General features: G+C 69.5%; 19 protein-coding genes, 1 pseudogene and 2 riboswitches. Of the genes and pseudogenes, 9 read left to right on the forward strand and 11 right to left on the reverse strand.

The window, feature by feature from the left end; genetic code table 11:
- Positions 1 to 140 precede the first annotated feature (140 nt).
- Positions 141 to 1,367, forward strand: coding sequence for an alpha/beta hydrolase (locus ACWD5Q_RS16630; protein WP_451427712.1), 1,227 nt, complete (start codon positions 141 to 143; stop codon positions 1,365 to 1,367).
- On the opposite strand, the gene ACWD5Q_RS16635 is transcribed toward ACWD5Q_RS16630, so the two are convergent.
- The 10 genes and pseudogenes from ACWD5Q_RS16635 to ACWD5Q_RS16680 all read right to left on the reverse strand — a co-directional run bounded on the left by ACWD5Q_RS16635 (position 1,276) and on the right by ACWD5Q_RS16680 (position 13,591).
- Positions 1,276 to 1,932 carry a trimeric intracellular cation channel family protein gene (locus ACWD5Q_RS16635; RefSeq protein ID WP_451427749.1) on the reverse strand — a complete coding sequence of 219 codons (657 nt, stop codon included), beginning with the start codon at positions 1,930 to 1,932 and terminating at the stop codon, positions 1,276 to 1,278. The genes ACWD5Q_RS16630 and ACWD5Q_RS16635 overlap by 92 nt on opposite strands.
- A gap of 68 nt (positions 1,933 to 2,000) precedes the next feature.
- On the reverse strand, positions 2,001 to 3,392 hold the full coding sequence (locus tag ACWD5Q_RS16640) for a M1 family metallopeptidase (RefSeq protein WP_451427713.1): 1,392 nt from the start codon (positions 3,390 to 3,392) through the stop codon (positions 2,001 to 2,003).
- A gap of 486 nt (positions 3,393 to 3,878) precedes the next feature.
- Positions 3,879 to 5,288, reverse strand: a pseudogene (locus tag ACWD5Q_RS16645) (ABC transporter ATP-binding protein); the annotation flags it as partial.
- Positions 5,285 to 6,382, reverse strand: a complete 1,098-nt coding sequence (locus tag ACWD5Q_RS16650; RefSeq protein ID WP_451427714.1) for an ABC transporter ATP-binding protein — start codon at positions 6,380 to 6,382, stop codon at positions 5,285 to 5,287. The gene ACWD5Q_RS16650 and the pseudogene ACWD5Q_RS16645, both read right to left, overlap by 4 nt.
- On the reverse strand, positions 6,379 to 7,377 hold the full coding sequence (locus ACWD5Q_RS16655) for an ABC transporter permease (RefSeq protein WP_451427715.1): 999 nt from the start codon (positions 7,375 to 7,377) through the stop codon (positions 6,379 to 6,381). Before ACWD5Q_RS16655 ends, ACWD5Q_RS16650 begins: the two co-directional genes overlap by 4 nt.
- A gap of 110 nt (positions 7,378 to 7,487) precedes the next feature.
- Positions 7,488 to 9,284 (reverse strand): ABC transporter substrate-binding protein, encoded by a 1,797-nt coding sequence (locus tag ACWD5Q_RS16660; RefSeq protein ID WP_451427716.1) that lies wholly within the window; start codon positions 9,282 to 9,284, stop codon positions 7,488 to 7,490.
- Positions 9,285 to 9,352: 68 nt separating this feature from the next.
- A complete protein-coding gene (locus ACWD5Q_RS16665; RefSeq protein WP_451427717.1) occupies positions 9,353 to 10,360 on the reverse strand; it encodes an ABC transporter permease in 1,008 nt (335 codons plus the stop codon).
- Between the two features lie 343 nt (positions 10,361 to 10,703).
- On the reverse strand, positions 10,704 to 11,504 hold the full coding sequence (locus ACWD5Q_RS16670; RefSeq protein WP_451427718.1) for an enhanced serine sensitivity protein SseB C-terminal domain-containing protein: 801 nt from the start codon (positions 11,502 to 11,504) through the stop codon (positions 10,704 to 10,706).
- 298 nt (positions 11,505 to 11,802) lie between these two features.
- Positions 11,803 to 12,594 (reverse strand): enhanced serine sensitivity protein SseB, encoded by a 792-nt coding sequence (locus tag ACWD5Q_RS16675; protein WP_451427719.1) that lies wholly within the window; start codon positions 12,592 to 12,594, stop codon positions 11,803 to 11,805.
- Positions 12,595 to 12,907: 313 nt separating this feature from the next.
- Positions 12,908 to 13,591: an AAA family ATPase gene (locus ACWD5Q_RS16680; RefSeq protein ID WP_451427750.1), complete on the reverse strand. Its 684-nt coding sequence runs from the start codon at positions 13,589 to 13,591 to the stop codon at positions 12,908 to 12,910.
- 172 nt (positions 13,592 to 13,763) lie between these two features.
- Positions 13,764 to 13,879, forward strand: a riboswitch (glycine riboswitch).
- Positions 13,880 to 13,992, forward strand: a riboswitch (glycine riboswitch).
- Positions 13,993 to 14,062: 70 nt separating this feature from the next.
- Between ACWD5Q_RS16680 and gcvT the strand changes: the two genes are divergently transcribed.
- The 8 genes from gcvT to ACWD5Q_RS16720 all read left to right on the forward strand — a co-directional run bounded on the left by gcvT (position 14,063) and on the right by ACWD5Q_RS16720 (position 21,411).
- A complete protein-coding gene (gene gcvT / locus ACWD5Q_RS16685) occupies positions 14,063 to 15,184 on the forward strand; it encodes a glycine cleavage system aminomethyltransferase GcvT (RefSeq protein ID WP_451427720.1) in 1,122 nt (373 codons plus the stop codon).
- Between the two features lie 109 nt (positions 15,185 to 15,293).
- Positions 15,294 to 15,671: a glycine cleavage system protein GcvH gene (gene gcvH, locus ACWD5Q_RS16690; RefSeq protein WP_451427721.1), complete on the forward strand. Its 378-nt coding sequence runs from the start codon at positions 15,294 to 15,296 to the stop codon at positions 15,669 to 15,671.
- A gap of 12 nt (positions 15,672 to 15,683) precedes the next feature.
- Positions 15,684 to 16,946 carry a serine hydroxymethyltransferase gene (glyA, locus tag ACWD5Q_RS16695; RefSeq protein ID WP_451427722.1) on the forward strand — a complete coding sequence of 421 codons (1,263 nt, stop codon included), beginning with the start codon at positions 15,684 to 15,686 and terminating at the stop codon, positions 16,944 to 16,946.
- A gap of 86 nt (positions 16,947 to 17,032) precedes the next feature.
- On the forward strand, positions 17,033 to 18,400 hold the full coding sequence (locus tag ACWD5Q_RS16700) for an L-serine ammonia-lyase (protein WP_451427723.1): 1,368 nt from the start codon (positions 17,033 to 17,035) through the stop codon (positions 18,398 to 18,400).
- Between the two features lie 4 nt (positions 18,401 to 18,404).
- Positions 18,405 to 18,632, forward strand: coding sequence for a hypothetical protein (locus ACWD5Q_RS16705; RefSeq protein ID WP_451427724.1), 228 nt, complete (start codon positions 18,405 to 18,407; stop codon positions 18,630 to 18,632).
- A gap of 88 nt (positions 18,633 to 18,720) precedes the next feature.
- Complete coding sequence (locus tag ACWD5Q_RS16710) at positions 18,721 to 20,193, forward strand: AAA family ATPase (RefSeq protein WP_451427725.1); 1,473 nt, start codon at positions 18,721 to 18,723, stop codon at positions 20,191 to 20,193.
- A 556-nt stretch (positions 20,194 to 20,749) separates the two neighbouring features.
- The gene (locus ACWD5Q_RS16715; protein WP_451427726.1) at positions 20,750 to 21,022 is read left to right on the forward strand and encodes a hypothetical protein; all 273 of its coding nucleotides are present in this window, start codon (positions 20,750 to 20,752) and stop codon (positions 21,020 to 21,022) included.
- On the forward strand, positions 21,019 to 21,411 hold the full coding sequence (locus ACWD5Q_RS16720) for a type II toxin-antitoxin system VapC family toxin (protein ID WP_451427727.1): 393 nt from the start codon (positions 21,019 to 21,021) through the stop codon (positions 21,409 to 21,411). The genes ACWD5Q_RS16715 and ACWD5Q_RS16720 overlap by 4 nt, the downstream gene beginning before the upstream one ends.
- A gap of 122 nt (positions 21,412 to 21,533) precedes the next feature.
- On the opposite strand, the gene ACWD5Q_RS16725 is transcribed toward ACWD5Q_RS16720, so the two are convergent.
- Positions 21,534 to 21,998 (reverse strand): hypothetical protein, encoded by a 465-nt coding sequence (locus tag ACWD5Q_RS16725; RefSeq protein ID WP_451427728.1) that lies wholly within the window; start codon positions 21,996 to 21,998, stop codon positions 21,534 to 21,536.
- Positions 21,999 to 22,126 lie beyond the last annotated feature (128 nt).

Below are 22,126 nucleotides of genomic sequence, written 5' to 3' on the forward strand. Positions count from 1 at the left end.
GCGAATCCAGTCCTCCTCAAGTGAGGTTTTGGCAATTTCTCGGTAAGTGTCCGCACTCGTCCGTGACCGAGCGGCACCCGTCCCCCTCTGAGAAGACGTAGAGCCAGATCCGCCCGTTCATAGGAAGAGCCGCCACGCCGATGAGCCTGACCGGGACGCCGTTCCTCCTCACGTCGATCGTCCTCGTGGCGGTCGCCCTCGCCCTGCCCTTGGTCCTGTGGTCCCGAATCCGCGGCCCGATGCTCCTGCGCCACGCCGCCCGGGTGGTGATGCTGCTGTTCGCGCAGGTCACCGCCGTCACCCTGGTCTTCGTCCTGGTGAACAACGCGAACAGCCTGTACGACAACTGGTCCGATCTGCTCGGCACGGGCAACCATGTGCGCCAGGCCGCCGACCTCGGCAAGGACGGCACCGGCGGCATCCAGATCAAGGCCCTGCCCAAGATCCACCAGACGTTCACCCAGGCCGACGGCCCGGGCATGCACGCCGCCGGCGGTGTGCGCGTCACCCAGCTCAAGGGCCAGGTGTCGGGCGTCGACGCCGAGGTCTACGTCTGGCTGCCGCCGCAGTACAACGACCCCGCCTACAGGAACAAGAAGTTCCCCGTCGTGGAGCTGCTCTCCGGCTATCCGGGCTCGGCGAAGGCGTGGTTCGGCTCCCTCAAGGCGCACGAGCAGCTACTGCCGCTGATGCGCACCGGCCAGGTGGCGCCCTTCATCCTGGTGGCGCCGCGCACCAACCTCATCGCCAAGGTCGACACGGGCTGCGCGAACGTCCCCGGCGTCGTGAACGCCGACACCTGGCTCAGCATCGACGTGCCGAAGATGGTGATGGACAACTTCCGCGCCGAGTCCGCGCCGGACGGCTGGGCGGCGGCCGGCTACTCGGCGGGCGCGCACTGCGCCGCGAAGCTCGCGGCCGCGCACCCCGACCGCTACCGGGCCGCGATCAGCCTCTCCGGCTACAACGACCCGATCGGCGAGCGCAAGTCGCTCGCCGCGCGGAGCACCGCGTTGCGCCGGGCGAACAACCCCTACTTCCTGCTGAAGAGCCAGCCCACCCCGCCGCGCATCTCCCTCTACCTGTCCGGCCAGCTCGGCGACGGCTACCAGGCGGCCGCCGCGCTGGAGCAGATCGCCAAGCCTCCGACCGTGGTGCGCGCGGTGCTGATCCCGCGCAGCGCGGGCGGGCACAGCATGGCCCTGTGGCGGCCGCAGATCCCGTACGTGTTCACCTGGCTCACCCAGCAGATGACCGGGAAGGACGCCAGCGGGCCTACTCCTCGGCAACCGTGGACCGGCGGTTCCAAGCGCGCGGCGCTCGCCAGTGGAACCGCATCGCCAGAAGGCGTAGCACGAAAGCGGTGACGACGGCGAGACCGCTCGTCAGCGGGGTCAGCGCGCCGTAGCGGATGCAGAGTACGACCATGGTGGCGCCGACGATCGCCGGGACCGCGTAGAGGTCGCGGTCCCAGCGCAGCAGGGAGGGCACCTCGTTGGCGAGGATGTCGCGCAGGACGCCGCCGCCCACCGCCGTGGCGAGGCCGAGGGCCGCGCTCGCGGTGAGGCCCAGCCCGTGGTCGTAGGCCTTGATCGTGCCCGTCACGCAGAACAGGCCGAGGCCGGCCGCGTCGAAGACGTTGACGGCCACCTGGATCCGCTCCACCTCGGGGTGGAGGAAGAAGACCAGGAGGGCGGCGAGCAGCGGGGTCAGGAAGTACCCCAGGTCCGTGAAGGCGGCCGGCGGTACGGCACCGATGATCACATCGCGGAACAGCCCTCCGCCCAGCGCCGTGACCTCGGCGAGCACGGCGATGCCGAACACGTCGAAGTTCTTGCGGACGGCCAGCAGCGCACCGGAGATCGCGAAGACGAAGATGCCGACGAGATCCAGGGTGTGCTGGACGGAGGGACTGAACAGTTGCTGGAGCACCCTTACATTCTCACTCATTCAGGTGAATGCACCTTGCAAAGTAAGGCGAGCGCTCTGGAAAGCCGGGGTTACAAGGCCGGACGCTCCGTGCTGTAGATCCACTTCTGGAACAGGTCGTCCAGCCGCTGCCCGGAGACCTTCTCCGCGAGCCGGACGAAGTCCCCGGTGTTCGCGGTGCCGTAGCGGTGGAGCTTCGTCCAGGCGGGCAGGAGCTTGAAGAACGCGGTGTCGCCGATGCGCTCGCGCAGCGCCTGGAGGGTCATCGCGCCGCGCTGGTAGACCGCGGAGGCGAACATGGTGTCGCGCTGCGGGTCGGCCACCTTGATCTGCCAGAACGCGTTGCCGGCCGGGCGGGCGTTGTACGCCGCGAGGAACGAGTCGTGGGCGGAGCGGGTACCCCGGTGCTCCGCCCACAGCCACTGGGCGTAGGTCGCGAAGCCCTCGTTGAGCCAGATGTCCTTCCAGCGTTCCACCGAGACCGAGTCGCCGAACCACTGGTGGGCCAGCTCGTGCACGATCGTCGACTCGGAGCGGACGGCCGAGTACGCGGGCTTGGACTGGACCTCCAGCGAGAAACCGGCCTCGGGCATGTCGTCGACGATGGCGCCGGTCTCCTCGAAGGGGTACGGGCCGAAGACCTGCGACCAGTAGTCGGTGGCCTCGGCGGTGACGGCGTACACGTCGACGGCGTTGCCGTTCGCGAGGACGGGGTCGATGGCGACGTAGACCGGGATGCCCGACGGCGTCTTCCCGGTCCGCACATCGAACCTGCCGATGGTGGCCGTCGCCAGATAGGTGGCCATCGGCCGGGACTCCCGCCAGTGGGTGACCGTCTTGGCGCCCTTGTCGTACGTCGACACCAGCCGGCCGTTGGACACGGCGGTCAGGCCCTTCGGCGCCGTGATGCGGATGTCGTAGGCGGCCTTGTCGGAGGGGTGGTCGCTGGAGGGGAACCAGGTGGAGGCGGCGTTGGGCTCGCACGCGACGAAGACGCCGTCGGCCGTCTTCATCCAGCCGTAGTCCGAGCCGAAGACGATGGGGCCGCCGAGCGGTTCCGGGACCCCGCCGTAGGTGACGGCGACCGTGAAGTCCCTGCCCCGGGGAAGGACGCCGCGCGGGGTGATCCGGATCTCGTCGCCCTCGCGGGTGAAGTCGGCCCGTCTGCCGTTCACCTCGATCCGCGTGACCTGAAGCTTCTGCAGGTCGAGATCGAAGGAGGTGAGGTTCTGGGTGGCCCGGGCCGTGATCGTCGTACGGCCGTCGAGACGGCCGCTGCCCGGGTCGTACGCCACGTCGAGGGCGTAGTGGCGGGCGTCGAAGCCGCCGTTGCCGAGCTGGGGGAAGTAGGAGTCGCCGATGCCGGCGGACCCGGGCGAGGGGGCGGAGGAGGCCGCGATGGCGAAGGAGGAGGCCGCCGCGAGGGCGAGGGCTCCCCAGCGTGCCGAACGGGAGAGTGCCATGAGTCGTCCCTTCGAGCGTGCTGTCGATCAGACGGACACGCCCGACTCTGCGCTCTCCTGTTCGATCATGTACATGACTTTACCAATCTGTCATGCGCTCGCCGCGTCAACGGGGACGCCCCGGTAGCCGATCCTTCGGTCACCGGGGCATACCTGACGCCTCTTTACTCGCTACTTCCGGCCGTCGGTCTTCGACTGCTCCGAAGATCCGGACGCCGATTTGCCGGTGGCGGCGGAACCGGAGGCATCCTCGGCGGCGGCCTCCGGGGTCTCCCCGGCAGCGGCTTCAGAGGTCTCCTCGGCAGCAGCCTCAGAGGTCTCCCCGGCAGCGGCTTCCGCAGCTTCGTCCGAAGCGGTCTCCGTCGACTCGTCGGAAGCGGTCTCCGTGGACTCGTCGGCAGGAGCCTCCGTCGACTCCCCAGAGGGGGCCTCCGTCGGCTCCTCCGATGCGGCGGCCTCCGCCGACTCCGAAGACGCGGCCTCCGCCGACTCGTCGCCAGCAGCCTCCGCCGACTCGTCGCCAGCAGCTTCCGCCGACTCCCCAGAGGGGGCCTCCGCCGGCTCCTCCGATGCGGCGGCCTCCGCCGACTCCGAAGACGCGGCCTCCGCCGACTCATCGCCAGCAGCCTCCGTCGACTCCCCGGAGGGGGCCTCCGCCGCCTCCTCCGCAGCAGCCTCGGCCTTCTCCGCCTCTACCTCCGCGGCCACGGCCGCCGACGTCTCCGCCGACTCCTCCAGTACCGCCTCCGGCACCAGCTCCGCCGCCTCCCTGGCATCGGACAGCAGCACGGTGTCCTGCGGGGCCTGGTCCTCGAAGTTCTCCGGGTGGTGGCAGGCCACACGCTGACCGGGCTTCAGCTCCAGGAACTGCGGCTCGGTGGTGCGGCAGATCTCCGTCGCCTTCCAGCACCGGGTGTGGAAGCGGCAGCCGCTCGGCGGGGCGATCGGCGAGGGGACGTCGCCCTTGAGCAGGATGCGCTCGCTCTTGGCACCCTTCCGCCTCGGGTCCGGGATCGGGACCGCCGACATCAGCGCCTTGGTGTACGGGTGCATCGGCGCCCTGTACAGCGAGTCCCGGTCGGCCAGCTCGACGATCTTGCCGAGATACATCACCGCGATCCGGTCCGAGACGTGCCGGACGACCGACAGGTCGTGCGCGATGATCACGTACGTCAGGCCCAGCTCCTGCTGGAGGTCGTCGAGCAGGTTGACGACCTGCGCCTGGATCGACACGTCCAGCGCGGAGACCGGCTCGTCGGCCACGACCAGCTTCGGGTTGAGCGCGAGCGCGCGGGCGATGCCGATGCGCTGGCGCTGACCGCCGGAGAACTCGTGCGGGTAGCGGTTGTAATGCTCGGGGTTGAGGCCCACGACCGACAGCAGCCGCTGCACTTCCTTCTTGATCCCGCCCTCGGGCGTGACGCCCTGGAGCCGGAAGGGAGCGCCGACGATGGTGCCGATCGTGTGACGGGGGTTCAGCGACGAGTACGGGTCCTGGAAGATCATCTGCACATCGCGGCGCATCGGGCGCATACCGCTCACCCCGAGGTGCGTGATGTCCTTGCCCTCGAACTCGATCGTGCCGCCGGTCGGTTCGAGCAGCCGGGTGATCAGCCGGCCCATCGTGGTCTTGCCGCAGCCCGACTCGCCCACGACACCCAGGGTCTCACCGGACCTGACCTCGAAGTCGAGGCCGTCGACCGCGCGCACCACGCCGACCTGACGCTGGAACAGGCCCTTCCTGATGGGGAAGTGCTTCTGCAGCCCGGTCACCTTCAGCAGCGTCTCGCCGGGCGCGGCGTCCTGGGTGAGGGTGGCCGCGCCGGAGACCTTCGCCTCCGTGCCGTCGCTCTGTGCAGGGATGCTCACTGCGTTGTCCTCTGCGTTCTCACTCACAGCTTCGGCGCAATCTCTTCGGTCCAGATACGCTCCCGCTGCTCCTGCGACATGTGGCAGGCCGCCCAATGCTTGCTGCCGACCTCGGTCAGCTCGGGCCGGACGGTGCGGGTGAGGTTGTCCTTCGGGACGTCGGCGTACGGGCAGCGGGGGTTGAAGGCACAGCCGGACGGGATGTTGATCAGGGAGGGCGGGGAGCCCTTGACCGGGATGAGGCGCTCCTGCTGCTCACGGTCCAGGCGCGGCATCGAGCCGAGCAGGCCCCAGGTGTAAGGGTGGCGCGGCTCGTAGAACACCTTCTCGGCCGGGCCGCGTTCGACGCAGCGGCCGCCGTACATCACCAGGATGTCGTCGGCGAGTTCGGCGACGACGCCCAGGTCGTGGGTGATGATGATGACGGCGGAGCCGAACTCCGTCTGCAGATCACGGATGAGGTCGAGGATCTGCGCCTGGACGGTCACGTCCAGGGCGGTGGTCGGCTCGTCCGCGATGAGCAGTTCGGGGTTGTTGACCAGCGACATCGCGATCATCGCGCGCTGGCGCATCCCGCCGGAGAACTCGTGCGGGTAGTTGTCCACCCGCTTGTCCGGCTGCGGGATGCCCACCCGGTCGAGCATCTCGATCGCCCGCTTGCGGGCGGTCTTCTTGTCGACGTCGTGGTGAATGCGGTACGCCTCCACGATCTGCTGGCCGATCGTGTAGTACGGGTGCAGCGCCGACAGCGGATCCTGGAAGATCATCGCCATCTCACGGCCGCGCAGCTTGCGTACGTGATCCGGGTCGGCGGACAGCAGCTCGGTGCCGTTCAGCCAGATCTCGCCGGAGATCTGTGCCTTGCGCTTGCCGTACTGACCCGTGGTGTGCAGGCCCATGATGCCGAGCGAGGTCACCGACTTGCCGGAGCCCGACTCGCCCACGATGCCGAGAGTCTTGCCCTTCTCCAGCTGGAAGCTGAGCCCGTCGACGGACTTGACCAGTCCGTCGTCGGTCGGGAAGTGCACCTTGAGATCGCGTACTTCGAGGAACGCGCTGGGAGCCGCCGAGCCGCCGGTGGGCTCGCCCACCGCCGATCCGGTCTTGCTGAGTTCGGTCATGCGAGCCTCACTCGGGGGTCGATCACGGCGTACAGGAAGTCCACCACGAGGTTGGCGACGATCACCGCGAGCGAGGTGATCAGGGTGACGCCCAGGATGAAGGGCAGGTCCTGGCTCTTGATGGCGTCCAGCACCTTCTGGCCGAGACCGGGAAGGCTGAACGTGGTCTCGGTCAGGACCGCGCCGCCGATGAGGGCGCCGAGGTCCATGCCCAGCATGGTGAGGATGGGCGTCATGGTGGAACGCATGGCGTGCTTGCCGATGACGACCTGCTCCTTGAGGCCCTTGGCGCGAGCCGTGCGGATGTAGTCCTCGCCCAGGATCTCCAGCATGGTGGCGCGGGTGATCCGTGCGTACATCGCCGCGTAGAGGAAGGCCAGGGTGATCCACGGCAGGATCATGCCGCCGAACCAGCCCGTGAAGCTCTGCCCGATGGGCACGTACTCGGCCTGCATCCACTTCAGTCCGAAGACGAAGATCGCCAGGCTGAGCAGACCGGTGAAGTAGATGGGCAGCGAGACGCCCGCGAGCGCGACGACCATCGCACCGCGGTCCCACAGGCTGCCCCGCTTGAGGGCCGAGAGCACACCCGCGGCGACACCGAAGATCAGCCACAGGACGGCGGCGCCGAGCGCCAGCTCCAGGGTGACCGGGAAGCGGTCGGTCAGCACCGGCCAGACGGCCTGCTCGCTGCGGAAGGAGTAGCCGAAGCACGGCGCGGCGCAGTGGGTGACATCCCCGCCGCCCGAGTAGGTCCGGCCCACGAAGATGCCCTTGAAGAACTCCCAGACCTGGGAGTAGATCGGGTCGCTCAGACCCAGCTTCTCCCGCACCGCCTCGACGGCGGCCGGGTCCGCCTGCTTGCCCACGAAGCTCGTGGCGATGTCCACGCCCGCCCACTTGGGGACGAGGAAGAAGATGCAGAAGACCACCAGGATGATGACCACAAGCATCACTGCGGCGGCGATCAGCCGCCTGATGAGGTAAGCGAGCACAGCGTACGGCCCGCCGCGGACCGCGGGCCACCGGAGGTTGTCCGGTGGCCCGCGGTCACGCCGCGCCGGCCTTCACCTGCCTTTCGTGCCGTTCGGCGGGTGTGCCGGGATTACTTCGCGGACTTCAGGCCCAGGTTGACGAAGTCGTACTGGCCGCTGTACGCGTTGGTCGTGTACACGTTCGCCAGCCGGTTCGAGCGCCAGTTGATGAACTTCTCGAAGGTGAAGGGCAGGTAGTAGCCGCCCTCCATGACCTTGTGGTTGATCTGCGTGGCGATCTGCGTCTGCTGGGAGACGTCCGTCGCCTTGGTGAACTGGTCGAACAGCCCGTCGATCGTCTTGTCCTTGATCAGGGCGAAGTTGTTGTTACCGCTCTGAAGGATGTACTTGCTGTCCCACAGAGGCAGGCCGTAGCCCTGGACGGACGGGAAGTCCGGGCCCCAGCCCATGATGATGATGCCGTAGCCCTTCTTCTGCACGTTGGCGGGGCTACCGATGATGCCGGCGTACTGCGCACCGTCGTACTGGTCGATCTGGGCGTTGATGCCGACCTTCTTCAGCGACGCCTGCAGGGACTGGGCGGTGGCCACCTCGACCGGCTTGTTGTTACGGACGGCGATGGTGGTGCTGAAGCCGTTGGGCTGGCCGCAGGCCTTCAGCTCCTCCTTGGCCTTGGCGACGTTGCCGTTCTTGTTCGCACCGGCGATCTGGAACGGGTCGTACTTCTGGCCCTCGGACCCCGGCACGGAGGGCGGCAGCATGTTGGTGCCGATGTCGCCACCCGCGATCGGGCCACCGCGCGCGGTCTGCAGCGACACGTGGTCCGCGCCGTAGATCACCGCGTTGCGGCAGTGGATGTTGTCGAACGGCTTCACGCTCTGCGGGAAGGACGCGTAACGGATGTAACCGGAGAGCGGGTTGTCCAGGTTGCCCTTGTGCTCCTTCAGGGCGATGGTGCGGCCCTGCGGGGACAAGCCGGTCTGGTTGAGGTCCAGGTCGTAGTCGCCGGCGATCAGACGCTGGTCCATGTCGTTGGCGTTGGTGAACAGCTTGACGGTGATCGTGTCCGGGTACGCCTTGCGGACCGTGTCGGAGGACTGCTTCCAGCTGGCGTTCCGGACCAGGGTGAGGCCCTTGCCCGGGTCGTACGACTGGAACTTGTAGGGGCCCGAGGAGAACGGGTGCAGACCGTACTTGGACTTGGTGTCCATGTCCTGGCGCACCGGCGATGCCGAGGGCAGCGCGATCATCTGCAGGAAGTCCGAGTTGGCCTCGGGCAGGTGGAAGACGACCGTCTTGTCATTGGGCGTGTCGATCGCCTTCAGGCCCAGGTGGTCCTTGGAGGTGTCCTTGTAGGGGCCCTTGTACGCGCTCTTGGGGTCGAGCACGTTCTTGAGGTAGACCGGACCGCCCGACAGGACATCCTGTGCCCACTGGCGCTCGATGCCGTACTTGATGTCCTGGGAGGTGATCGGCTTGCCGTCCTCCCAGGTGATCCCGTCGCGCAGGGTGAAGGTGTAGGTCTTGCCGCCGTCCGAGACCTTGCCCATGTCGGTGGCGAGGTCGGGCTGCAGCTCGGCGCCCGTCTTGCCCGGCTCGGTCTTGTAGGTGACCAGCTGACGGCTGTAGTAGCGCATGAAGTTCCACGCCATGCCGTAATAGGCGCGGGTGGTGTCCCACGAGTCGGCGTCCTGCGCGCTCGCGAACTTCAGCGTGCCGCCCTTCTTGGCCAGCGAGGCCTGGGCGACCTTGTTGTTCGCCGCGTCGAAGCCGGCCGCGCCGTCCTTCGAACCGCCGCCGTTGTCACCGCCGCTGCCGCCGCACGCCGCCGTGGTCAGCAGCGCGGCGACCACCGCTGCAGCGGCCATGGCCTGCTTGCGCCGCCCTGAGGTGCGTTGGGTAGTCACGATCTCGGATCCTCCGGATAGATGAGAGACCCCGTGTCGGTGCCACGGGTCGCTGGGGGTACGGCAGTTCAGCGGGAGCCCTTGGGGTCCAGCGCGTCGCGCACGCCGTCACCGAAGAGGTTGAAGGCGAGCACGGTGATGAAGATCGCCACACCGGGGACCACCATGTACATGGGGTCCGAGTCGTAGTAGTCGATCGCGTTCGAGAGCATCTGGCCCCAGGAGGCGGTGGGCGGCTTCACGCCCACGCCGAGGAAGCTGAGCGCCGCTTCGGTGAGGATGTTGGTCGGGATCATCATCGTCGTGTAGACGATGATCGGCGCCACGAGGTTGGGCAGCAGCTCCTTGAACAGGATGTAGAACCGGCCGGCGCCGAGGGAGCGGGCCGCCTCGACGTACTCGCGCTCACGCATCGAGAGCGTCTGACCGCGCACCACACGTCCGACGTAGGGCCAGCCGAAGAACCCGATGACCAGGATCATCACGAAGACGCGCACGGCCGAGCCGCTCAGCCCCAGCATCTTGTCCGGCATGACCGAGACCAGCGCGATGATGAACAGCAGCTGCGGGAAGGCGAGTAGACCGTCCATGACCCGGCTGACGACCGAGTCGACCCACCCGCCGAAGAAGCCGGCGAGGATGCCGAGCACGGTGCCGAGGACGATCGCGACCAGCGCGGAGAGGAAACCCACGAGGAGCGAGATCTGTCCGCCGTAGACGATGCGGGCGAAGATGTCGCGTCCGTTGACCGGCTCCACACCGAGGAGATGGTCACCGCTGATGCCGCCCAGGGACCCCGTGGGCGTGCCGAACAGCGGGTCGATCAAGTTCTCGTGGTACGCATCGGGGTCCTGCCCGACCAGGCTCGTGATCACGGGGGCGAAGACCGCCATCAGGATCAGCACCAGCACGACGACGCCACCCGTCAGGGCGAGCTTGTCCCGCTTGAGGCGCTCCCAGGCGATCCGGCCCAGGGAACGCCCCTGGACACCCTTCTCCCCGGCAGCCGCAAGCGCCGCTTCCTCGGCGGCACTCGGTGCCGCTTCCGCGGTCGGCTCGTGCAATGGTGCCGTCATCTGGCAGGGACCCCTCTCAACCGGCGGTGACCGGCCCGCACTTGCCGCGGTGGCGGCATGATCAGTCCGTCGTACACAGGGGTTGGAACCCCTTGAAGCGGGAGTCTTCAACGCTTCGGCGATCAGTTGCCAGACTTGACGGTGAATGGATGCGTAAACGTGATGCGGGCAAGGGGGTTCCGTTATCCGGACGTTGGGTAACGGGGTGCGGACACCCGCCAACCGGGACACACCGCACGAGACTCGGATCATCCACCCGCATCTACGCGCGAAGAGGGGCTCCTGGCGGCGGACCTGACCGATCCTCGGACAGCCCGGTGACCGACCCCGGCGCGGTCCTCGGTCAGTAGGCGCCGCGCCCCGGCGGATAGCCGTACCCCCCGGCCGCCGGAGCCTGGGCCGGGGCGGCGTGGGCCTCACGGTCGTAGAACGGACGGGCGTGGGCGCGGAGCCACATCGCGACCGGGTCGTGCGCGTCGGACATGGCGACGGTCGACACGGGCAGCCCCTCCGGGACCGCCCCGACGGAGCTCTGCATCATCGCGCGCACCGAGTCGACGGCGGGCGGCGAGGTGTCGTAGACGTCCAGGCCGATCGCCAGATAGGGAGCGCCGAGGGCGGGCTGCACCCAGGCGCGCCGCAGCGAGCGCACCGCGGGTGTGCGGTGTGCGTTCTGCGTGAGGAGGGCGTAGAACTGTGGGATCGCGATGACCGGTTCGGCGAGCCGGAGCGGGCCGGCGGGCTGACGCTCCAGGCCGGTCGCGATGCGGCGCAGATCCAGCCAGGGGATGCCGACGCCGCCGCCCGGCGCATGCGGGTTGAGCCACAGGCCGTAGTGGTCCGGGTAGAGGGTGCGGGCCGCGTCGAGGCCGTCGACCACCTCGTAGGAGCGGTTCCAGCCGCAGGCCGAGAGTTCCTGGGCGGAGGTGACGCAGGGCGCGTAGCCGTAGCCGTTCACCTCCATGTGTCCGTACTGGGCGTCGGGCGAGCCGGCCTGGCCGTGCCAGAGCAGCATCCAGACCTGGCCGGAGGACGGGGTCGCGAGGACGCGCAGCAGCGCCTCGTAGGCGTCGTAACGCCCGGGCGTCACCTGGCGCAGCATCTGCTCGACCTGTCCGGCCGCGGCCGTGCCCGACGCGCTCACCCTCTACCGCCCCTTCACGACAAACCTGACAACCCCGACGGAGACCTTCGGTGCGTGGTGCACGGCTCTCAGCCGCGCCGCCCCGACCCAGTGCCCCGACAGGGCACTGGCCATTCTCTCCTGTCCGCGGGACACCGCATCCCCCCGCGGCCGCGCCGGGGACCGGGCCCCCGCCCCGGGCCGGAGACGGGCTTGTCCCGTCCCGGCCATGAAACCAGGTTAAGGCGCCCTACTGACAGCGCCTTGACGCGCACCGCCCCGCATCGCCCCGGCACCGCGTGCCGCGGGCGCGGGCGGCTCAGTAACCGTGCTGGTAGAACGGCCGTACGTGCTCCCGCAGCCACTCCCCGACCGGGTCCTGCGCCACATCCAGGAACACCATGTTCACGGGCACGCCCACCGGCACCTGCCCGAGCGCCCGGCCGAGCGCGTCCAGCGGGAGCGTACGTATGTCGGCCTCCTGGGAGGAGAGTTCGACGCCGATGAACATCACCGGGTCGGCGGTCTCGATCGCGGCCAGGCAACGGCGCGCGGTGAGCACCACCCCGGTCGCCGCGAACTCGGCGGAGGCGGCGGCGAGGAAGTCCACCGGGTCGTCCTGCCAGTCGGGCTCGAACAGCCGGACGCGCCCGCCGCTCACGGGGCCGTCCAGCGGGGTGCGCCCGGCGCGGCACAGCTCGGCCACCGCGTCCGGCGGCAGCGGCACGCCCACCACGCCGCCGGGGTTGACCGCGATGCCGACCTGCGGGGGCAGCCCGCGGGCGAACTCGACGGCGGGCGCGATCGTGTACGACATGTGGTTGCCGACGACCTGGCGGAACTGCTCCTCCGAGGTGAACACCGGCACATACGCCTGCCCCTCGATCTCCACCGTGGGCAGGTCGAGCGGGCCGCTGTGCGGGCCGCCGCCGCTCGGCAGCGGCACCCACAGGAAGCTGCGGCCGAGGACCTCCACGATCCGGCCGCCGGCCGAGGGGATGCCGAGCGAGGCGGAGAGCACCTCCTCCAGCTCGTTGCCCGGCCAGCCGCCGTGCGGATGGGGGTGTGCCTGTGCGGGGAAGTCCGCGGGAAGGTCCGCCGGGAAGTCCATCTCTGCTACCGCCTGCGAAAGAGCTGAGGAACCACTGCTGAGATGCGCAAGGCTAACGGGTACGCGGGCCGCGCCCCTCAGGCGGCGAAGCCGGCCCCGGTGCGCGAAGGCGGCCCCGGTCCCGCGTAACCAGCTCCGGTCCGCGCAACCGGCCTCGGGTCCGGAGTCGGCCCCCTCGGTTCGCCGAGCCCGCCCCGGTCCCGCGCGACCGGCCACGATCGCACGCAGCCGACCTCGGTCCCGCGAAACCGTCCTTGCTCCCGCAATGCCCGCCCCGGTCCCGCGCGAGCGCCCCCCGTCCGCGGCGTCGGCGTCAGCCCGCGAAGTCGATCCGGCGCAGGACGTCCGCCGCCTGACGGTCGAGGAGGACCACCGAGCCGCAGCCGTCCGGGACGGTGCCCCGCTCGACGGAGCCCAGCAGACGCCCGGCGGCCCGGCGGTGCCTGAGGAACGCGTACCGCGACACGCCCCGGCCGCGCTCGCGCTGGCCCGCCAGGGCCGCGTCCGTGGTGACGTCGAGCACGAGCAGATGGAGGGTGCCGCCGCGGCGGCGGGCCGCGCGGGCCAGCCAGGAGCGCACCCAGGGCTGCGTCCCGCAGTCGTGGACGACGACCCCGGTGCCGGTGCGCAGGGCGCGGCGCAGGCCGGCGTAGTGGGCGAGGCGGACGAGGGGGCGGTAGACCGCGTACGGCAGGAAGCGGGAGAGGCGCTCGTCCCAGCGGTCGCGGACGTCCTGGGAGTCGATCCGCGCCCCCCGTACCGCACGGCGCATGAGGGTGGACTTGCCGCTGCCGGGCAGACCGGTGATCACGACGACGTCGCCCGCGTCGAAGGTGAGCCCCCGGGGGACGCGCCCGGCCCGGTCGCGCAGATCACGGACCTGGGCGCCGGTGGCCGCCCGCGGTGCCCGGCGGGCCTGCCGGGCCGGGGCTCCCGGCCGGCTGTGCACCGCGAAGCCCGAGGTCGTCGCGTACGCCGTCGTCCTGTTCACCGTGATCGTCCTCCCCTGGGGGGTCAGGAAGTCCCCTCCCCGTCGAGCGTAAAGAGAAGGTAATGCGCGGTGTCTCGTGATTCCGTCGCCGTAGCGCCACAAGCCGGTTACAGGTGCGGCCCTGCCGTGATCGGACGAGGCGTGCAATGATGTGCCCGCCAACTGCATACCGGCCGCTTGAATCCGCGCGGGAGAGTCCCGGGTCCGTACGTCGTCTGCCGTACGTCCACCCCGGGCGCCGAAGGAGCAAGTCCCTCCCTTGAATCTCTCAGGCCCCGATACCGCGCGGGCGAGGCACATCTGGAAAGCGGGCCGCCACCGGCGGCTCCACCCAAGGTGCAAGCCATGACACCCCGCCGCGCGGGGTCATGGCGAACCTCTCAGGTTCCGATGACAGATGGGGAGGAAACGACCTCGCCCTCCCCGCGCCCGGCTTCGCTCGCGCGAGGGGACCCCATCGCCCTGGGAGCACAACCGATGAGCAGTAGCAGCCCCCTGCGCCACACCGCACTCGATGCCCTGCATCGTTCGCTGGGCGCGACGATGACCGACTTCGCCGGCTGGGACATGCCCCTGCGGTACGGCTCGGAGCGCGACGAGCACCTCGCCGTCCGGACGAGGGCGGGCCTCTTCGACCTCTCACACATGGGCGAGATCACGGTGTCCGGTCCCGAGGCCGTCCGGGTGCTGGACCACGCCCTGGTCGGCAACATCGGCTCGGTCGGTGTCGGCCGCGCCCGCTACACCATGATCTGCCAGGCGGACGGCGGCATCCTCGACGACCTGATCGTGTACCGGCTCGGCGAGCGGGAGTACATGGTCGTCGCCAACGCCTCCAACGCCCAGGTGGTGCTGGACGCGCTCGTGGAGCGGTCCGCCGGCTTCGACGCCGAGGTGCGCGACGACCGGGACGCCTACGCGCTGATCGCCGTCCAGGGCCCGGAGTCCCCCGGCATCCTGAAGTCCCTCACCGACGCCGACCTGGACGGCCTGAAGTACTACGCGGGCCTGCCCGGCACGGTCGCCGGCGTCCCCGCGCTGATCGCCCGCACCGGCTACACCGGCGAGGACGGCTTCGAACTGTTCGTCGCCCCCGAGCACGCCGAGAAGCTGTGGCAGGCGCTGACCGAGGCGGGCGCGCCGGCCGGCCTGATCCCCTGCGGTCTGTCCTGCCGGGACACGCTCCGCCTGGAGGCGGGCATGCCGCTGTACGGGCACGAGCTGACCACCTCCCTGACCCCCTTCGACGCCGGGCTCGGCCGGGTCGTGAAGTTCGAGAAGGAGGGCGACTTCGTGGGGCGCGCGGCGCTCCTCGAGGCCGCCGAGCGCGCGGCGCAGCACCCGCCGCGCGTCCTGGTCGGCCTGGTCGCCGAGGGCCGGCGCGTGCCGCGGGCCGGGTACGCCGTCGTCTCCGGCGGCGAGGTGATCGGCGAGGTCACCTCCGGCGCGCCCTCCCCCACGCTGGGCCGGCCGATCGCGATGGCGTACGTCGACGCCGCGCACTCCGCGCCCGGCACGGCCGGGGTCGCGGTGGACATCCGGGGCAGCCACGAGCCGTACCAGGTCGTGGCGCTGCCGTTCTACAAGCGCCAGAAGTAGACACCGGGCCCGGGCCGGACGGGGCACCGCCCGCCGTCCGCCCTGCTCACGGACTTCTTCAGCAGTCCCCCTTCACCACCACTCCCCCGCGTACAGGAGAATTCAGGCCATGAGCAACCCCCAGCAGCTGCGTTACAGCAAGGAGCACGAGTGGCTGTCGGGCGCCGAGGACGGCGTCTCGACGATCGGCATCACGGAGCACGCGGCCAACGCGCTCGGCGATGTCGTGTTCGTCCAGCTCCCGGAGGTCGGTGACACGGTGAGCGCGGGCGAGACCTGCGGCGAACTGGAGTCGACCAAGTCGGTCAGCGACCTCTACTCCCCGGTCTCCGGCGAGGTCACGGACGTCAACGAGGACGTGGTGAACGACCCGTCGCTGGTGAACTCCGCCCCCTTCGAGGGCGGCTGGCTGTTCCGGGTGCGCGTGTCGGAGGAGCCCGCCGACCTGCTCACCGCGGACGAGTACACCGAGTTCTCCGGCAGCTGAGGAACCGTATCCATGTCGATTCTGAACACTCCCCTGCACGAGCTCGACCCGGATGTCGCCGCCGCCGTCGACGGCGAGCTGCACCGTCAGCAGTCCACCCTCGAGATGATCGCCTCGGAGAACTTCGCCCCGGTCGCGGTCATGGAGGCCCAGGGCTCGGTCCTCACCAACAAGTACGCCGAGGGCTACCCGGGCCGCCGCTACTACGGCGGCTGTGAGTACGTCGACGTGATCGAACAGATCGCCATCGACCGCGTCAAGGAACTCTTCGGCGCCGAGCACGCCAACGTGCAGCCGCACTCGGGTGCCCAGGCCAACGCGGCGGCGATGTTCGCGCTGCTCCAGCCCGGCGACACGATCATGGGGCTGAACCTGGCGCACGGCGGGCACCTGACCCACGGCATGAAGATCAACTTCTCCGGCAAGCTCTACCACGTGGTCGCGTATCACGTGGGCGACGACGGCACCGTCGACATGGCCGAGGTCGAGCGCCTCGCCAAGGAGAACCGGCCGAAGCTGATCGTCGCGGGCTGGTCGGCCTACCCGCGCCGGCTCGACTTCGCCGCCTTCCGCCGGATCGCGGACGAGGTCGGCGCGTACCTCATGGTCGACATGGCGCACTTCGCCGGTCTGGTCGCGGCGGGTCTGCACCCGAACCCGGTCCCGCACGCCCACGTGGTCACCACCACCACCCACAAGACGCTGGGCGGTCCCCGCGGTGGCGTGATCCTCTCGACGGCCGAACTGGCCAAGAAGATCAACTCCGCGGTCTTCCCCGGTCAGCAGGGCGGTCCCCTGGAGCATGTGATCGCCGCCAAGGCGGTCGCCTTCAAGATCGCGGCGAGCGAGGACTTCAAGGAGCGCCAGCAGCGTACGCTGGAAGGCGCCCGCATCCTGGCCGAGCGCCTGGTCGAGGACGATGTCCGGGCCGTGGGCGTGGACGTCCTGTCGGGCGGCACCGATGTGCACCTCGTCCTGGTCGACCTGCGGAACTCCGAGCTGGACGGTCAGCAGGCCGAGGACCGCCTGCACGAGGTCGGCATCACGGTCAACCGCAACGCGATCCCGAACGACCCGCGCCCCCCGATGGTCACCTCGGGCCTCCGGATCGGCACGCCCGCCCTGGCGACCCGCGGCTTCACGGCCGAGGACTTCGCCGAGGTCGCGGACGTCATCGCCGAGGCGCTCAAGCCGTCCTACGACGCCGCGGCGCTGAAGGCCCGGGTGACGGCCCTGGCCGACAAGCACCCGCTGTACCCGGGGCTCGCCCAGTAAGTCACCTTCCGGCCGGCACCGCGCACACTGGAGAGGAGCGCGGTGCCCGGCCGGCCCCTGCACCACCCCCGTATTGAGGAGTCCCCGTGGCCATCTCGGTCTTCGACCTGTTCTCGATCGGCATCGGCCCGTCCAGCTCCCACACGGTCGGCCCGATGCGCGCTGCACGCATGTTCGTCCTCCGCCTGCGCAACGAGGGCCTGCTGGAATCGGTCGCGTCCGTGCGCTCGGAGCTGTACGGCTCCCTGGGCGCCACCGGCCACGGCCACGGCACGCCCAAGGCCGTGCTGCTCGGGCTCGAAGGCCACTCGCCGCGCACGGTGGACGTGGAGAGCGCGGACCAGCGGGTGGAGGACATCAGGGAGTCCGGCCGCCTCTGGCTGCTCGACGAGCAGGAGATCGCGTTCTCCTACGACGACGACCTGGTGCTGCACCGCCGCAAGACGCTCCCCTACCACGCGAACGGCATGACCCTGTGGGCGTACGACGCCTCGGGGACCGAATTGCTGGCCAAGACGTACTACTCGGTGGGCGGCGGCTTCGTCGTCGACGAGGACGCGGTCGGCGCGGACCGCATCAAGCTCGACGACACGGTGCTGAAGTACCCCTTCCGCACCGGGGACGAGCTGCTGCGTCTGACCAAGGAGACCGGTCTGTCGATCTCCTCGCTGATGCTGGAGAACGAGCGGGCCTGGCGCACGGAGGAGGAGATCCGCGAGGGCCTGCTGGAGATCTGGCGGGTCATGCGGGAATGCGTGGCGCGCGGCCTGTCCCGTGAGGGCATCCTGCCGGGCGGTCTGAAGGTGCGCCGCCGCGCGGCCGTCACCGCGCGCCAGCTCCGGGCCGAGGGCGACCCGCTGGCCCACGCGATGGAGTGGCTCACCCTCTACGCGATGGCGGTGAACGAGGAGAACGCGGCGGGCGGCCGGGTGGTCACGGCCCCGACGAACGGAGCCGCGGGCATCATCCCGGCGGTGCTGCACTACTACATCAACTTCGTGCCCGGCGCGGACGAGGACGGAGTGGTCCGCTTCTTGCTCGCCGCGAGCGCGATCGGCATGCTCTTCAAGGAGAACGCGTCCATCTCCGGCGCGGAGGTCGGCTGCCAGGGCGAGGTCGGCTCGGCCTGCTCGATGGCGGCGGGCGCGCTGGCGGAGGTCCTGGGCGGCACCCCCGAGCAGGTCGAGAACGCGGCCGAGATCGGCATGGAGCACAACCTCGGCCTGACCTGCGACCCGGTCGGCGGCCTGGTCCAGATCCCGTGCATCGAGCGCAACGGCGTGGCCGCGGTCAAGGCGGTCACGGCGGCCCGCATGGCGATGCGCGGCGACGGCTCCCACAAGGTCTCCCTCGACAAGGTCATCAAGACGATGAAGGAGACAGGCGCGGACATGAGCGTGAAGTACAAGGAGACGGCGCGGGGCGGTCTCGCGGTGAACATCATCGAGTGCTAGGGGAATGGGCCCTCAGGGGCAGCTGACCATCGAGCGCGTCTACCTGATCACCAGCCTGAGCGTCTCCGACGCCACCTGCACCGAGCCCGCCACCTGGATCGGAGGCCATTGGGGTACCGAGAACCTTCTGCACCACATGCGGGACCGCACGTTCCGCAAGGACGACTCCAAGATCCGCACCGACAACCTGTCCCGCGCCATGGCCTCCCTGCGCAACCAAACTGCGACCTGAGCTGAGGCGCATGACGACATGCACGCAATCCCAGAATATAGAGGTACAGTTTATAGAAGTGCATCCCTAGGATCATGGGGAGTCTCGGGTGGACAAGCCCTCCGACATGTTCGACCGCGACTACGAGTGGGCCGCGCTGCAACGCTTCATCCTCGACCCACAGCCCGGTGCCACCCTCGGCGTGGTCTCCGGTCGACGCCGGCAGGGCAAGACCTTCCTCCTCGACGCGGCCTGCCGCGCCGCCGGAGGTTTCTACTTCGGCGCCACCGAGGCGACCGATGCGGAGTCGCTGCGCCGGATCAGCGCAGCCCTGACCGAGCACACTCGCCCCGCCAGCCCCTACCACTTCGCCACCTGGGCCGAAGCCATCGACGCCCTCCTCGCGCTCGGCCATGGGCGACCTGTCCCCGTGGTCATCGACGAGTTCCCCTACCTCGCCAAGGCCAACCCCGAGCTGCCTTCTCTGTTCCAGGAGGCGCTTCGGCCGCTTCGTGAGCAGCGTGCCACCTCCCGCACCCGGCTGCTCCTGTGCGGCTCGGCCCTGTCCTTCATGGGCAGACTCCTCGCCGGGAATGCCCCCCTGCGCGGCCGCGCAGGCCTCGATCTCCTCGTGCGTCCGCTCGACCACCGACTCGCCGCCGACTTCTGGGAGATCACCGACCCGCGCCTCGCCCTGCAGGTCCACGCAGTCGTCGGCGGCACCCCCGCCTATCGCCGCGAGTTCGCGCGCGGCGACACTCCCAGCAGCCTCGACGACTTCGACGACTGGGTGACGCGCACCGTACTCAACCCCGAGACCCCGCTGTTCCGCGAGGCCCGGTACCTGCTGGCCGAAGAACCCGACCTGCGCGACACCACCCTGTACCTGTCGGTCCTGGCTGCCGTCGCCGAAGGAAACGCCACCCGCGGCGGCATGGCCGGCTATCTCGAGCGCAAGGCCACCGACATCGCCCACCCCATCAATGTCCTCGAAGACGCCGGGCTGCTCCACCGTGACGCCGACGTCTTCCGCGAGAACCGGCCCACCTACCGCATCGCCGAGCCCCTCATCGCCTTCTACCACGCCATCATGCGTCCGGTCTGGGACCAATTGGAACGCCCTGGAAACGCCGCCAGGGTCTGGCAGGCCAGCCGTCGCCGTTTCACCAGCAACATCCTCGGCCCGCACTTCGAGCAGGTCTGCCGTGACTGGACCCTGCACCACACCGACCCCGACCTGCTCGGAGGGCTACCCGCCCGCGTCGGACATGGCATCGTCCACGACCCCAAGGCCCGCACCGGATACGAAGCCGACGTCGCTGCCATCGGCATCGCCGACGGCACCAAAGCCCCGCTGTTGGCAATCGGTGAGGCCAAATGGAACGACACCATGGGCATCGCCCACCTCGAGAGGCTTCAGCACATCCGGGACCTCGTCACCCAGGCCGGACGCTACGACACCGCTGATACCCGCCTGCTCTGCTTCAGCGGAGCAGGATTCAACGACAAACTCCGCGCAGCCGCCCTGGCTTCCCCCGACATCGAACTCATTGACCTGGCCCAGCTGTACGGCCGTCCCTGACTGGCACAGATCAATGCCCACATTTGCGCGTGAAGTACAAGGAGACGGCCCGGGGCGGGCTCGGGATGAACATCATCGAGTGCTGGGGAAATGGCCCCTGACCAGCGCGTTCGTGTCTTTCGGCGCCGTCGGGGCCTTCCCTGCTTAAGCGGCGGAAAGTCCCCGGTCGCTCGACGGTCTCGTGCCGGTACCTCCACCTTGACGCGCGGCACCCCCCTCCGCCCACCCTGGCCCTGCGCGCACACAAGCACTCCCGGTGCTTCCCGTCGACGCCCTGCACGACGGCTTTGCGCAACACGGAGCCACCGACCACCGCTCTGGAGGAACGCCGGCGGAAGTCTCGCCACCATGGACGCCTGACCGAAGAGCGGCCACCAACCGAAAGGCCCGGTCAATTCCAGGAGGGCCGAACGGATCAAGAAAATCCCCCCGAATCGGCAGGTCACGGGGCTGGTCACGCACGCGGCACTCACTGCATGTCGAACCATCGGCGCCCGAGTGGCGGCAGAGGGCAGAATCCCCAGACCAGTAACAAGAGTCTTGTTAAACTTGCCGCATGGCTACCTCCCCGGCTCCCGGCGAAGGGCCGGTCCGCCCGGTCTCCGTCTCCCTCCACGAAGGCACCATCGCAGCCCTCAGAGCACGTACCGGCAAGCGAGGCATGTCCGCCTACGTGGAAGCCCTCATCCAGCGCCAGCTGGAGCGCGAGCGGCTGCGCGAACTCATCGAAGACGGGGAAGCCGAACACGGCCTCGTGGACCAGGCAGCGATCGAGGCAAAGCGAGCCGTCTTGCGCGGTGACAACGCGGGCTCGGCGAACGCCGCGTGAGCGGCACTCTCGTCCTGGACTGCGAGGGCCTTTCCGAACTCGTACGGCGCACGCCCGAGCTCACCGAGTGGCTGGCCGCTGCCGAGGCGGAGGACATCCGCGTCATCACCAGTTCCGTCACCCTCGTCGAAGCCCGCGACCCCAAGACCAACCAAGCCCGCTTCGACTACGCCGTCTCCCGCGTCAACATCATCCCACCCAGCGAAGCCATCGCCCGCCACGCCAGCAAACTCCTCGCCGCGGCTGGACTGCACGGCCACAAGTACGCGCTCGACGCGATCGTGGCCGCCACCGGGCTCGCCTCACCCGCCCCGGTGACCGTCCTGACGTCGGACCCCGAGGACCTCGTCATGCTGTGCGGCCCCCACGTCCGAGTGATCAAGATCTGACGAAAGATGCCAGGCGGGTTCGGCCCTGGTCGACCGCCGTACTCGATCGGCGCCGGTCCGCAGGCGAAGGCCACCGCGTGCGGCGGATCGCGGACCGGCTCCAGCAGCGCCTCGACGGTTCCTCAGGTCGCTGTCGGGGGCGTCAGGAGGTCCTGGACGGCGGAGACGAAGGCCAGCTTCGCGCGGTGGAGGTCGTCCGGTGCCTCATGGCGTCGCAGGGAGTCGACGAGACGGAGTGCCGCAGCCGCAACCTCGGGCGGGCCTTCCAGGAGCACTCCGCCCAAGGCCCGTTGCAGGAGGGCCTCGTCGTCGGCGCTACCCCTCCCGGTCCGCTCGGTCAGGATTCTGGCTTCCGCGGCGCCGAGGAACTCCGCGTAGGTCTGGCGTCGTAGGGCGAGTGCGCGCTGAGCCGCCTCGGCCTGGATCGTGAGCCGCACGGACTCGAGAAGCGCGTCCGCCTGCCGGTCGCCCGCGTGACGTGCCGCTTCTGCCTGCCGGAGACCGGAACTGCGGCTGTACCAACCGGTGACGACGCTGCCGGCGATCGCGGATCCCGCGGCGATCAGTGCGATTCCCCATTCGCTCATGCCGCCATCCTCCCGGTCTTCCGGGGTGGCGATCAACGAGCGGTACGATCTGTCCATGTCGCCGGAGGACGTCGAAGAAACCGCCCCTACCTGCGAAAACAGTGCATTTCACCCACCGTTCCCTTCTA

Source organism: Streptomyces sp. NPDC002513, assembly GCF_053595355.1.